Source organism: Pricia mediterranea (genome assembly GCF_032248455.1).
GTDB lineage: Bacteria > Bacteroidota > Bacteroidia > Flavobacteriales > Flavobacteriaceae > Pricia > Pricia mediterranea.
Genome location: NZ_JAVTTP010000001.1, coordinates 355767 through 368845 on the forward strand (window position 1 = coordinate 355767; position 13079 = coordinate 368845).

Consider the following 13079-nt stretch of genomic DNA (forward strand, 5'->3'; position numbering starts at 1 on the left):
CTAAAATGAAGAAATATATACTCACTCTATTTACTATTATCGCATTCGGTGCTCTTCATGCCCACGAACTCAGCGGCACCGTAACCTCGGAAGACGCCAAGGCCCTTGAAGGGGTCGGGGTCTATAACAAGTCCACCGGCGCATACACCTATACCAACGTTTCGGGCTATTTCGAGCTTGACGATATTTCCGTCGGCGATATCGTTCGATTCTACAGCCTTGGATATCTGACCCAACAGGTGACGGTTACCGAAAATCAACTGGACGGCACCGTTAATATCACCATGATCGAATCGGCGGTATCGCTCGATCAGGTCGTTCTGGTCTCCAAAGTGAACGCGATGAGCAATTTCGTCAACGTCGATATCAAGACCAACCCCGTGAAATCATCGCAGGAAATCCTGCGTAAGGTACCGGGACTCATCATCGGCCAACATGCCGGCGGCGGAAAAGCGGAGCAGATTTTTTTGCGCGGCTTCGATATCGACCATGGCACCGATGTTGCCATCGATGTCGATGGCATGCCCGTAAACATGGTTTCGCATGCCCACGGTCAAGGGTATTCGGATATGCATTTTATCATTCCCGAGACCATCGATAATATCGACTTCGGAAAGGGACCCTATTATGCCTATAAGGGAAACTTCAATACCGCTGGCTATATCGACCTCAAACTTCGGAAACAAATCGATAAAAATACCGTCTCCTTGGAAGCGGGCCAGTTCAATACCCTTCGTACGATGGGGATGTTCAAGGTGGCGGAAAGCGATTTTAGCAATGCCTATGTGGCTTCCGAGCTCGTGCTGACCGACGGTCCCTTCGAATCTTCGCAAAATTTTAACCGCATCAATCTGATGGGACGTTATAATTATAGCAATCGCGTAGACCAGGACCTAACGCTTACCCTGTCGCACTTTCAGAGCAAATGGGATGCATCGGGACAGATTCCCCAGCGGGCCATCGACCAGGGATTGATAGGCAGGTTCGGGGCCATCGACGATACCGAGGGTGGGAAGACGAGCCGATCGAACCTTTTGATCAATCATACCAACCAGCTCGATGAGCATTCAAGCGTACGGTCAAAAGCCTACATTTCAAAATACGATTTCGAGCTATTCTCGAACTTTACCTTCTTCTTGGAAGATCCGGTAAATGGCGACCAGATACGCCAATACGAAGATCGTACGATCATCGGCGCGGAGACCGCCTATGCACATTCGATCCATGTGGGCGACCATGACTCCCAATTGAAATATGAGGCAGGCATCGGGTTTCGCTACGACGATGTCAACGACGTTCAGCTCTCCCGTACCGCCGACCGTCAGATGTTGTTGGAACGATTGGCCTACGGGAATGTCGACGAGGTAAACGGTTATGGATTTTTTGACCTCACCTATAAGAGAAACAAATGGACTATCAATCCCGGATTGCGTTTGGATTATTTCAAATTTGACTATGTCAACCTATTAACGGAGACCTATGATTCCAATAGTCAGGACAAACTGTTTTTAGGCCCTAAGCTGAACGTAATCTATGCTCCGAGTCCCTCTGTGCAGCTATTCGCCAAATCGGGCATCGGATTCCACTCCAACGACACGAGAGTCGTCATCGCAGATACCGGGGAAGATATTTTGCCGCTGGCCTTCGGCGCGGACCTGGGCACGATCCTGAAGCCCATCGACAAATTGGTCGTTAATGCCGCCTTGTGGACCCTGTTTTTGCAGCAGGAATTCGTATATGTCGGGGATGCCGGCATCGTCGAACCCAGCGGGAAAACACGTAGGTACGGGGTTGACCTTGGCTTGCGCTATCAATTGACCGATGGGCTGTACGCCAACGGCGACATCAACTATACCCATGCCCGAAGTACGGAAGAGCCCGATGGGGAAAACTATATCCCTTTAGCCCCAGAACTCACTTCTTCAGCGGGACTGTCGTTTAGGGATATTCATAAATTTTCAGGTGGTATCAGCTATCGTTATGTCAAAGATCGGCCAGCCAACGAAGATAATTCAATTGTCGCGGAAGGCTATTTCGTGACCGACCTGAACCTCAACTACTCACACAAAAACTGGACGTTGGGCATCATCATCGAGAATCTCTTCGACACCGAATGGAACGAGACCCAGTTCGCCACGGAAAGCCGACTGTTCAATGAACCACAATCTGTCGAGGAAATCCATTTTACCCCCGGTATCCCTTTTTATCTGAGGGGGAAAATTTCGGTAACATTTTGAAACTTTGAGATAGAACAATGTCAGCAGGGTACACGTATACCAAGGTATCCTGCTCTTTTTTTGTTCTTCCCCGGTCTCCAATTCCATTTCATACCTGACCTTTTGAACCCACAACGCAAAATCCAGTACACGATACCCAGTCCCTAATATCTGATATTTAATACACGATACTGAATACTGCCTGTTCAACACACCATACACAGTAGGCACACCACCCACTAATTTTCAGTCTTACCTCTTACGTCTAACAGTCTTACATCTTTTTAAACTATCTTCGCCGCTTATACCAAAATATGACATTTAAAGAACTCGGGTTGGCCGAACCCATTTTAAAAGCGGTCGAGAAAGAAGGATACACCCATCCCACCCCCATACAGGAAAAAGCGATTCCCATTCTACTTCGCGGAAAAGACCTTTTGGGCGTAGCCCAGACCGGCACCGGAAAAACTGCTGCTTTCGGTATTCCCATTCTCAATTATCTGCACAATTCCCAAAACGGCCAATCCGGTAAACGGCGAATCAAAGCCTTGGTGGTGACGCCTACCCGAGAACTGGCTATTCAAATCGGAGAAAGTTTTACGGCGTACGGCCGGTATACCAACCTTAAGACCACCGTCATCTTCGGTGGCGTAAAACAAGGTAGCCAGACCCGGGCCTTAGATCGAGGGGTAGATATTTTGGTCGCCACTCCCGGGAGGTTGTTGGACCTTATGGGCCAAGGCTATATCTCTTTCCGCGACCTGGAGTTCGCGGTGTTGGACGAGGCCGACCAGATGTTGGACATGGGCTTTATTCACGATATCAAAAAAATTATCGCCAAACTGCCCCCAAAACGCCAATCCCTTTTCTTTTCGGCTACCATGCCGAAATCCATCGTGGACCTGTCCCGAAAAATACTTGGTGATTTTGAACGGGTGACCATCAAGCCGGAGCAGCCTACCGCTGAAAAGGTCGACCAGGGGGTGTATTTTGTATCTAAAATAAACAAGGTCAAACTACTGAAGCACATCGTTACGGAACGGCCTGAGGCTTCCGTTCTCGTATTTTCCAGAACCAAGCACGGAGCCAACAAAATAGTAAAGAAACTGGCCCAGGGCGACATCCGCTCCGCAGCCATTCACGGCAACAAGTCCCAAGCCGCTCGGCAGAAGGCCTTAGGCGCGTTCAAGGAGGGAAAGCTACGGATATTGATCGCCACCGATATTGCCGCGCGCGGTATCGATGTCGAAGCCTTGGATTTGGTCATAAATTACGATTTGCCGAATGTACCCGAAACCTACGTACACCGAATTGGCCGTACGGGGCGGGCCGATGCCAGTGGAATGGCGCTATCTTTTTGCGACAAGGAAGAGAGGCCGTACTTAAAGGATATCGAAAAATTGATCAAACAAGAGGTACCCCGAATGCCGGAACATCAGTTCGTCGATGGGGATGAGGAAGATGCTACGGAGCCGGAACCCCGACGGAAGCAGAACCCCGACCGCAACCGTTCAAGAAATCGCACCCGGAGCCGTTCTAACTATCGTGGCGGTACGTCAAGGAACAGAAGCCGGAACCGTAAGGATAGCAACAAGTCGCGAGGAAGGAACTAACACGGCTTACAAGATTTCAGACCCGCCGAATACGACTTAACAAGCGTTCTCTGTACGACTTGCTGATCGGGATGACTTTTCGGCCGATTTCCAAATGGCCGTCCCCAATGACATCCAGTTTTGAAATATTTACCATATACGACCGATGAACACGCATAAAAAAGGCTGCTGGCAGCTTTTCTTCCAAAACTTTTAATGTGCTGGCCAGCAGGTACGCGGAAGAAAGGGTTTTTATGTTCGAGTAATTCCGATCCGCTTCGATATACAGTATATCTTCCAATAATAGTTTTTCCATTTTTCCGTTGTGCCTGATAAAGATACGGTCTTCCAACACCTGCAGTTCCGGCATTGGCACCTTCGGGTCAGCCATTTCCTTTCCTTGTTCCACGACCAGTGCTAGGGCCCGTTGTAGGTTTAGTCGGTTGAAGGGTTTAGTAATAAAAGCCCAAGGCCGCGTCTGTTTGGCTTTTAAAAAAGTAGTTTCATCGCTGTTCGCGGTCAAATAAATTATGGGAATCTGATTTTCGCTGTGAATGGCCGAAACGGTCTCAATACCGTTCAGCTTTCCGTTTAAGTTAATGTCCATCAAGATGATATCGGGGGGATTGGCCAGGGCATGGGACACCGCTTCCTCCCCACGCGATTCGATACCCGTAACCTCATATCCCAATTGGGTCAACTGCAACGATAGGTTGGCCGCGATGACCATATCGTCTTCAACAATCAAGATACGGGTTGCATGCTCCATGGTCATGCCGCTTTTTTGGATTGGAATCGAATGCATACCGAGGTGCCCTTATGGGTATTCAACACCATTCTGCCCTCCAGTTGTTTGGTCAATAACCGAATGAGCTGGGTGCCAAATCCCGTCCCCGGTATATTGTTGTGGGCCTGCATCCCCACCCCATCGTCGGTAACATCGAGCTTAAGCTGGTCATCTGTTTTTTCCAGACTGATGTGAATGTTCCCTTTTTGTCCGTCCGGAAATGCATATTTTAAGGAGTTCGTCAGCAATTCGTTGACGATAAGCCCCACGGGAATCGCCATATCGACATCAAGTTCACATGCATCCATTGCCACATCGATACAAATCCGCTTTTCCATTCCGTAGGCATCGACGATGTAATCGGCCAGATTTCTAAAATAATCCTTCATTTCCACCGCCGCCAAATTCTTGCCCATATACAATTTTTGATGGATCATGCCCATACTCTGTACTCGGTGCCTGCTTTCGGCCATGGCGTTCAGGACATCGGTGTCATTGATCTGTGCGGACTGTAGCGATAAGAGGCTCGACACGATTTCCAGGTTGTTTTTGACCCGATGATGTATCTCCTTCAACAAAAACTCCTTTTCCGTGTTCTGTTTTTGGAGTATACGATTCTTTTTACGATTGTTCGAAATGGCCTTGTACGCCAGTAACAGAAATAAGAGCAACAGTACGGCAATAACAATAATCAAAGTTTGCCGAGCCTTCTGTTTTTGAATCAGATTTTCTTGGAGCGTAATGGTGCCTTCCTTATCGGCCACCTCGAATTCGGTGCGGAGCAGGGAAATGCGTTGATCCGCCTCTGCGGTAAAGATTCTGCTCTTCAAGGTGTCGTACTCGGCGAAGGCCCGGTAAGCCTTCTGGTACTCATGGTTCCCGGCATAGGCTTTCCCCAATGCCTCGTATGCCTGGCTCAAGTAGTACTCGTCGCCAAAATTGTCAGTGGCGATATGGATGCACTTTTGCAAACTTTCTATGGCGGCCTCAAAATTAGCTTGCTTGTTTCGAAGTTTTCCGATGGAGAGCCATGAGCGCATAACCATAAAATTATTTTCGAGCAGTTCGGCATATTTTATGGCACTCATACCGGCCCGGTCCGCTTTTTCGAAAGTACCCAAATAAGCGTACAGATCGACCAAGGAGATATACACGTCGCTCAGGTTATTGTAAAAACCGTAGCGCTCCCCGATAACGATGGCGTGTTCATAGTATTTACGGGCATTTTCAAAATCGTTTAACGCTAAATAATTATTGCCCACTACGTAGAGCGTAAAATCGTAATCGAGATCGGTGATGCCCCGTTCCTCAAAAATCTGTACCGATTTTAGTCCATATTCCAGTCCGGTTTCGAATTTGGACTGCTTCCAGAACAGGTTGCTTAAATCACTATAGGCCAATGCTTTGGCCTTCATATCATCTAATTTTTTTCCCAGTTCAAGAGATTGCAGCGCATGGTCTGCCGCTTTGTCCAACTGCCCCCTGCGTTCATAAACGTAGCCCAATTGGGTGTGCAAAAAGGCTAGGTCGCTCTCGCAGACCTTGTTGTAGGCCTCCCGGAGCACGGTTTCGGCACTGTCCAATTTTTCCATCCGCAGCAGGATGGCCCCTTGGGTAATCTGAAACCTTCCTTCCCACAAGGTGTTTTTTTTAGCGGCCGTCAACTGCAATCCCTTTCGGGTAAATCCCATCCCTTTAAACAGATTTCTAGTGTGCCAATAATAGGCGAGATCGTTGAGCATTGAAAATTGAAGGGAATCTGGAGTGGCTTTATCGTAGGATTTCTCCAACTTGGCTAAGTAAGAAATTCCGAAGTTATCTGTATCTACGAATACCCTTTTGTAAGGCTTTTCGCTGTTCAGGTCAATAAATTGGGCAAAGGCAGAGTAGCAATTCAGGAAAGAAAAGATAAAAAGGCAAACGGCTTTTGGAGAAAAGCGCATTAATTCTCGGTTTGGTCATTGGCCGGGGGAAGAACGCAATTGTTAAATGTACAAAATTATTCCCTGATATTGTTCGGATAACTGAAAAACAAGCTTCGGACAGTAAATGCTGGCGTTCGTCCTTATCCGTATGGCAAATACATCCAAATAAATTTTATTAGTGCCAGATTCAGAAAAGCGAATGTATCCGGTATCAACGAAACTCTGTTACTATGAAGAAATCGAATTTGTTTTCTGTAACGGTCTTTTTGCTTCTGTTGGTGCATTGTATTGATCCTGCGAAAAAGAAACCGGTCAAGGCCGATGCCGTCACTATAGAACAACGGTTGAAAATGGCCAGTAAAAATTATTTAAAGGCATGGAGCGATCAAGACAGTAATTTGCTACAAGCCACAGCCATAAGGAACACGGTACGGAACGTCAACGGGAAAATTGTTTCGAGCAACCGATCGGGATTGTCGGAAACCATGGAGTTTTGGCACACGGCGATGCCCGATTTCAAGATAGTCGAACGGGAAATCATAGTGGTAGAAAACAGAACTTACACCAATTGGACCTGTACCGGAACGAATACAGGTATGTTGGGAGACAATCCACCAACAGGCAAAAAAAGCATAACCGAGGGCTTTAGTATCCTAACATTTGACGACCAAGGAAAACTGGTACACGAAACCGCCTATTTTGACGTAATGGGCACGATGGAAGATTGGGGATATTCGATGGTCGCACCGATAATGGAGTGAGGGGTTTTGAGGGGGCCATGCTTCCGAGACTGGCGTACTCCCCTTCCGAATAAGTTACGAAATATGAATGGTAGACAGGCAGGCCGACAGTTTTGGGGGAAACTGAATGGTAGAACAGAGAGTAGGTTTATTTGAATTAGCGTTTTAATGACCAATTTCGATTTTACACCATTATCAGGCCTGCCTGTTTTTTAAAATGACGTTCGAATACGAAACCAATTAAATATTCTTCTAACTAAAATCAATACTGTTATGAAAGCAAAAAATACACTTTTCGTGCTTGCCTTTTTAAGCCTTCCGGCCCTATTCGCCCAAAAGAAAACGAACGGGAAAATCTATATCGAACACCCGGCAATTAACGTGGTGCAGAATTTCGTAAAAGCTTCCGTGGCCGGAGACACCACCCAATTGGTTCAATATATGGCCGAGGACTTCACGGCGTATAATGGTACCTCTGACGACCCCTTGGGACAAAGCATGGATCAAGAAGCCTATATAAGGAATGTCATGCTCTATCACGATCAGCTCGATTATTATTCGATCGAACCGTTCCCTGGTTCCTATCCAGATGCGCTTGAGTATAAGGAAAGGGAACAGGAAAACCTTACCACCGTTCTGACCTGGAACCAAGTTAAAGGAGTCCATAAAACCACGGGAGTAAAAATCGATGCCGCGGCGCATCGCCAATATGACGTTACCAAGGATGATAAAATCAAAAGGATCATTACCTACAGCAACGGGGGTGTCATCGATGAGATTAGGGCAAGCTTTGCGGACCGGACCAATGGCACCATATACAACCACCACGACAACATCAATACCGTGAGAAAAATGGTGTATGCCCTGGAAAAGGGGGATATGGAAAAAGTCTACAGTTTTTTCGATAAGGATGCCCGGTTCGGCAATCTCAGCTCGTTCAAGACCCGGGGAGTTTCTTTGGAGGAACAAAAGGCGCTCGATAAAAAAGTTTTGGAGCAATTTGAGATCAAGCATATTGAGATGTCGGGATATCCGGACTATCTGGAATACGAGATGGACAACGGACGGGTCGTACAATCGTGGTGGAATTTTCAGTTGATCAGAAAATCGGATAAGATGGCCATCGAACTCCCCATGTTTTACCTCCATGATTTTGACGGGGAAGGAAAGATTATCCGTGAGGCCGCCTATTATAACGAAAAACTAATGGAGCAGCCAGTCAAAGTAGCCAGTAACTAACAGAGCAATACTAACCTGTCGACCGCCCGATGGAGGGAGACACAACCTTTATCATTATGAAAAAAGCAATTCTTTTAATGCTTCTAGTACCTCTAATGGCACTGGCGCAAAGTGAAAACGAGTATCTGATTTTTGAAACTGCAATTCTGACACCGAACCCGACCCAGATAGCCCAATTTGAAAAAGGGTTGGCGGCCCACAATAAAAAATTCCACGGGGATGGGCCCTACGGCGCAAGGATCTACTGGATCAGTAGCGGACCGAACACCGGTAGTTATAACTGGACGATGGGCCCCCTCCCGTGGAGTGCCCTTGACGGCCGTCCCGGAGAAGAAGAAGGCCACGATGCCGATTGGAACTCCAATGTGCTGGCCTACGTTGCCCCAGGCAGTGGTACTACGGGCTATTGGAAACATGAAACTCACGTAAGCCGATTTTCCAAAGATTTCACCATCAAAAACATGCTGGTGGACTATCATGACATTACAAGGGGCAAGGGCAAAGAGGCCATGGCACTCGTAGAAAAAATAGGAAAGGTCTATGCCGAAAAATTCCCTGATGAAACCTATGGTATCTATACCAATCAATTGAGCAGTACCAAGGAGGGCAGGGACCTCGTAGTCATTTCTTTTTTTGACAAATCGGCCTGGATGGGCGAAGACAACGAATTTGCGGCGAAATACGATGAAGTACATGGAGAAGGCGGTTTTGAACAATTCCTTCAAGACTGGTATGCCGTTACCGAAGGCGGGGAATCTGAATTGTGGCTGTTCCGTCCCGAGTTGAGCGGTATAAATGGCAAGGTCGACGTTGCGGATCGTAAATAAAACAACCCTACAGCTGATCGAACCAGGGAAGAAGATGCCAGCAACTAGCCTCTTCACTAGTTTATTCCATGACCGTCCGGATGGGCCGGGAAGCATCACGTTCGGCAGGGAGTTTAGGCGGCAACATGACCAAAGATCTGAGACCGGGTGAAAAAAATGCCACCGTATTTAAAACCTGTCAGGCTTGACAAACAAAGAATATTTAAACGATGCTATACTACTGGCTTCACATACTATATATTTTTATAGGTTCAAAATTATTCTGGGACAAAGTGGATTTGGTTTCCAACCAAACTAGAAAAAGATGGGTCAGCCTTTTAGACTGCGACACATTTCGGTACATGTCCAATTCTAAATATGCCTATTACATGGATTTCATTAGGTTTGAAAAGATGTTCCGCTCCAAGTTATACCAGAATACGGTAAAAAAAGGGATGTTTGCCGTTCTGGGCTCCCAAAAGATTATCTATAAAAAACCCTTAAAAATGTGGTCTACCTTCCATATTACATTGGCAGTCGAAGGTTGGGACGACAAATGGGTCTACCATAAACATATTTTTACCCAAAAAGATGAAGTTTGCGCAATAGGGTACACAAAAGCCGCTTTTTGGAAAAATAATAAAGCACAGGATATCAGAAAGATTTTTAAAAACTGTGGTTTAACTCAAAATGAAATGAACATTTCCCAAAAAATACAGCAAGTTTTCGACGGGGATTACCAGCTTTTGAAAAGCTCGACCGATTCCTCAATTTGAAAACGAAAAATATCGAAGGCGGGGAATCTGAATTGTGGCTGTTCCGTCCCGATTTGAGCGGTATCGACGGAGAGGTAACAGTTGCCGACCGACAATAAAATCGAATTTACATAGTCCGAATACGTTCAAATCTTGTTTCAGCTAAGACCTAATATAATGAAAACCATTATCAAAGACATGTATAATGCCTTTGCCGAAGGCAATATCCCCGCCGTTCTTGCGGGTATGGACGATTATATTGTCTGGAACGAGGCCGAAGGAAACTCCTTGGCCGATGGCAACCCATATAAAGGCCCGGATGCAGTGATGAACGGCGTTTTTGGGAGGCTCGGCGCCGAATGGGAAAATTTTCGGCTTGTCGACATAAAACTGCACGGGATGTCTAACGATCAAGTATTGGCTACCCTACGGTACCATGGTAAATATATAAAGACCGGCAAGTCTATAAATGCTCAAGCCGCACATCATTGGACCCTTAAAGATGGTAAGGTCATCGGTTTTCAACAATATGTCGATACCAAACAATTAGCGGAAGCTGAGAATAAATAGAACGTCATCTTAAAACAAAGAGTGTAAACAGAGAAGCTGAAAACTGATTAGAGTAAACATAAAAACAAAAATAGAGGAAAATGAAAAAAACAATCGTAGGAAGACACAAAGTAGGAGACTTTGACGTGTGGCTTAAAGGCCATCAAGACCGGGTAGATCTATTCGCTCCCGCAGTATCCAGTTTCAGGACTTTTCAAGATACCGACGACCCAAATTCCGTTATGGTAGTTTTTGAAGATGCAGATGTAGAAATGCTTGGAGCTATCATCAATGACCCAAAGAACCAAGGAATAAAAGATAGGCACACTGTATTGGAACCCGTTGTATTATCAATGCAGGTAGCTTAAAAAATACGACCGAGCAGGGGTACGCAGCTTCCCGCCTGACCTGTATCAATTTGTTGCTTATGGTCCGGTTAGCCGTCAAGACCCTTGATAATGTGGTCGAAATCATAGAAGTAAACGGCATGGTCAACTGTACGCCGACATTTACGGCCCAATCTGATGTGATCAATGGGTGTTCTGATTTGTTGGTAAGCATTTTTGGGCAGAACGGCCGACATACAAGGGCAGCAGTGGGCATGAACTCCCTGGCCTTTAATATTTCCGTCGAAATTTCTATATCCCTCTTGGTAAAAACATAACAGCGTAATTTTTATTCATACTAAGTCAATATATATGGCAAATCAGATAACCGTAGGTACCTACCTTACCACCCGCCTTGAGCAATTGGGAGTCAACCATCTCTTCGCCGTTCCCGGCGACTATACCAGTGATTTCCTAGAAATAGTCGACCAACAGAGCACTATTGAAAGAATAGGCAACTGCAACGAATTAAATGCTGGCTATGCCGCCGATGGATATGCAAGGGCAAACGGACTAGGGGCGATGGCCGTTACCACGGGCGTAGGTGCCTTTAGTGCGCTCAACGCCATCGGGGGGGCGTATGTGGAAAAGATACCCGTTGTATTGATCATTGGCACTTTGAGCAACACAAAATTGTTGCAGGAAATGAACGAGGCGGAACTCTACCACCATCAGGTCAATGACACCGATTTCAATAAAACCGTGTTCAAGGAGGTTACCGTTGCCTTCGAAAGGATAAGCAACCCCATGGCGGCCCCAGCTCAAATCGATGCGGTCATTACCGCCTGCATCAGCCAAAGTAGGCCGGCGGCCCTGGAAATAATGGAAGATTGTTACTACATGCCGTGCCCCGCCCCGGAGGGGACCTTGGCTCCGGTTGCTTCCTACGAATCGTTCGCCGTATTACAGCAAATGGCCGCTACGGAACCCCCGAACAAATACGCAGCACAGATCGTAAAGGCCGTCAACGATTCGGCCGATGCTATCTACGGGCAACTTGTCGCCAGTAAAAGACCGATCTTACTGGCCGGTAAAGATATAGGAACCCAAAGGCTGCAATCAAAATTCCAGCAATTGTTAGATGCCATACAAGCACCCTTTGCTACCAGTCTGTTAGGCAAATCGGTCATCGCCGAGAACAACGCATGGTATATTGGACAATGGGACAATGTTTTTACACAGCCCTACACGGCTTCGATAGCCGATAGTAACGACTGTTTGATCGGCTTGGGCGTTTGGAATACCGACTTGAACAATTTCGGTCCTCCCAATGTCACCCCAAATGATGCGGCACCCATATTCGCATCGAGGGAGATGGTAAAAGTCGGTGGGAAACAATACGCACAAGTTTCCCTTGAAAATCTAATGGACGCACTAATCGAGAGAATACGGACCAAAGGATATAACCCGGTCTGGAACCAACCCCCGGGTAATCCGCCCATGCCGGCAATACCTTCGCCTACGGATGTGATTACTTACGACCACTTTTTTGACGTGATGAGCAACTATCTAAGACCTGAACATATACTGGTTTCGGAAATAGGGCTCTCTACCTTTGGTGGGTCTTCCTTTTTAAAGACCAAACGGCAGAATGGATATTTGGGACAAAATATCTGGGCCTCGATCGGTTGGAGCGTGCCAGCGGGCCTAGGAGCATCCTTCACCCCCGATTCAAGGACCATTGTGACCGTAGGCGATGGTGCTTTCAAGCTTACCTGCCAAGCCATATCAACCATGGTCATGGAAAAGAGGAACACTGTTGTTTTCGTCTTCAACAACAAGGTCTACGCGGTAGAGCAAATCCTGCTCGACCCGAAACCCTTCGAGACCGGTTCCAATGCACCATTTGAAGCCGCCAACGTGCTTCAACAATGGGATTATGTGAGCCTAATGAACGCTTTTTCCAATAATGACACCAGTGCCGGTAAGAGTGCCAACGTAAATACGGTCGCCGACCTACAACAGATACTGGCGAGCATCGATCAAAATCCGAACGCCGCTTGGTTGGTCAATATAAATTTAAATGAGAGGGACTACCCTATCGCATGGAAACGCTTCGTGCCGGGAAGTTGAAATAAGAGACT

Annotated in this window: 12 protein-coding genes; 10 read left to right on the top strand and 2 right to left on the bottom strand. The window is 46.7% G+C overall.

What is annotated here, in order from left to right:
* The first annotated feature begins 5 nt into the window (after window positions 1-5).
* Both RQM65_RS01415 and RQM65_RS01420 read left to right on the top strand, forming a co-directional pair.
* The gene (locus tag RQM65_RS01415; RefSeq protein WP_314012191.1) at window positions 6-2237 is read left to right on the top strand and encodes a TonB-dependent receptor; all 2232 of its coding nucleotides are present in this window, start codon (window positions 6-8) and stop codon (window positions 2235-2237) included.
* 293 nt (window positions 2238-2530) lie between these two features.
* On the top strand, window positions 2531-3829 hold the full coding sequence (locus tag RQM65_RS01420) for a DEAD/DEAH box helicase (protein WP_314012192.1): 1299 nt from the start codon (window positions 2531-2533) through the stop codon (window positions 3827-3829).
* Window positions 3830-3845: 16 nt separating this feature from the next.
* Here RQM65_RS01420 and RQM65_RS01425 read toward each other — a convergent pair whose 3' ends face one another.
* A complete protein-coding gene (locus tag RQM65_RS01425; protein WP_314012193.1) occupies window positions 3846-4577 on the bottom strand; it encodes a LytR/AlgR family response regulator transcription factor in 732 nt (243 codons plus the stop codon).
* A 2-nt stretch (window positions 4578-4579) separates the two neighbouring features.
* Window positions 4580-6385, bottom strand: coding sequence for a histidine kinase dimerization/phosphoacceptor domain -containing protein (locus tag RQM65_RS01430; RefSeq protein WP_314012194.1), 1806 nt, complete (start codon window positions 6383-6385; stop codon window positions 4580-4582).
* Between the two features lie 365 nt (window positions 6386-6750).
* Between RQM65_RS01430 and RQM65_RS01435 the strand changes: the two genes are divergently transcribed.
* From RQM65_RS01435 to RQM65_RS01470, 8 genes are all read left to right on the top strand, one after another.
* The gene (locus RQM65_RS01435; protein ID WP_314012196.1) at window positions 6751-7281 is read left to right on the top strand and encodes an ester cyclase; all 531 of its coding nucleotides are present in this window, start codon (window positions 6751-6753) and stop codon (window positions 7279-7281) included.
* 252 nt (window positions 7282-7533) lie between these two features.
* Window positions 7534-8499, top strand: a complete 966-nt coding sequence (locus RQM65_RS01440) for a nuclear transport factor 2 family protein (RefSeq protein ID WP_314012198.1) — start codon at window positions 7534-7536, stop codon at window positions 8497-8499.
* Window positions 8500-8555: 56 nt separating this feature from the next.
* Window positions 8556-9326: a hypothetical protein gene (locus RQM65_RS01445; RefSeq protein WP_314012199.1), complete on the top strand. Its 771-nt coding sequence runs from the start codon at window positions 8556-8558 to the stop codon at window positions 9324-9326.
* A gap of 209 nt (window positions 9327-9535) precedes the next feature.
* On the top strand, window positions 9536-10081 hold the full coding sequence (locus RQM65_RS01450; RefSeq protein ID WP_314012200.1) for an acyl-CoA thioesterase: 546 nt from the start codon (window positions 9536-9538) through the stop codon (window positions 10079-10081).
* Between the two features lie 156 nt (window positions 10082-10237).
* Entirely contained in the window at window positions 10238-10630 is a 393-nt protein-coding gene (locus RQM65_RS01455) for a nuclear transport factor 2 family protein (protein ID WP_314012201.1), read from the top strand.
* An 80-nt stretch (window positions 10631-10710) separates the two neighbouring features.
* The gene (locus RQM65_RS01460; protein ID WP_314012202.1) at window positions 10711-10977 is read left to right on the top strand and encodes a hypothetical protein; all 267 of its coding nucleotides are present in this window, start codon (window positions 10711-10713) and stop codon (window positions 10975-10977) included.
* Window positions 10959-11273, top strand: a complete 315-nt coding sequence (locus tag RQM65_RS01465; protein WP_314016761.1) for a RidA family protein — start codon at window positions 10959-10961, stop codon at window positions 11271-11273. The genes RQM65_RS01460 and RQM65_RS01465 overlap by 19 nt, the downstream gene beginning before the upstream one ends.
* 34 nt (window positions 11274-11307) lie before the next feature.
* On the top strand, window positions 11308-13068 hold the full coding sequence (locus RQM65_RS01470) for an alpha-keto acid decarboxylase family protein (RefSeq protein ID WP_314012203.1): 1761 nt from the start codon (window positions 11308-11310) through the stop codon (window positions 13066-13068).
* The last annotated feature ends 11 nt before the right edge of the window (window positions 13069-13079 follow it).

Coding starts and splice junctions, on each gene's coding strand:
- RQM65_RS01425 (WP_314012193.1), bottom strand. CDS start 4,577: ATGGAGCATGCAACCCGTATCTTGATTGTTGAAGACGATATGGTCATC.
- RQM65_RS01455 (WP_314012201.1), top strand. CDS start 10,238: ATGAAAACCATTATCAAAGACATGTATAATGCCTTTGCCGAAGGCAAT.
- RQM65_RS01445 (WP_314012199.1), top strand. CDS start 8,556: ATGAAAAAAGCAATTCTTTTAATGCTTCTAGTACCTCTAATGGCACTG.
- RQM65_RS01415 (WP_314012191.1), top strand. CDS start 6: ATGAAGAAATATATACTCACTCTATTTACTATTATCGCATTCGGTGCT.
- RQM65_RS01460 (WP_314012202.1), top strand. CDS start 10,711: ATGAAAAAAACAATCGTAGGAAGACACAAAGTAGGAGACTTTGACGTG.
- RQM65_RS01450 (WP_314012200.1), top strand. CDS start 9,536: ATGCTATACTACTGGCTTCACATACTATATATTTTTATAGGTTCAAAA.
- RQM65_RS01420 (WP_314012192.1), top strand. CDS start 2,531: ATGACATTTAAAGAACTCGGGTTGGCCGAACCCATTTTAAAAGCGGTC.
- RQM65_RS01435 (WP_314012196.1), top strand. CDS start 6,751: ATGAAGAAATCGAATTTGTTTTCTGTAACGGTCTTTTTGCTTCTGTTG.
- RQM65_RS01470 (WP_314012203.1), top strand. CDS start 11,308: ATGGCAAATCAGATAACCGTAGGTACCTACCTTACCACCCGCCTTGAG.
- RQM65_RS01440 (WP_314012198.1), top strand. CDS start 7,534: ATGAAAGCAAAAAATACACTTTTCGTGCTTGCCTTTTTAAGCCTTCCG.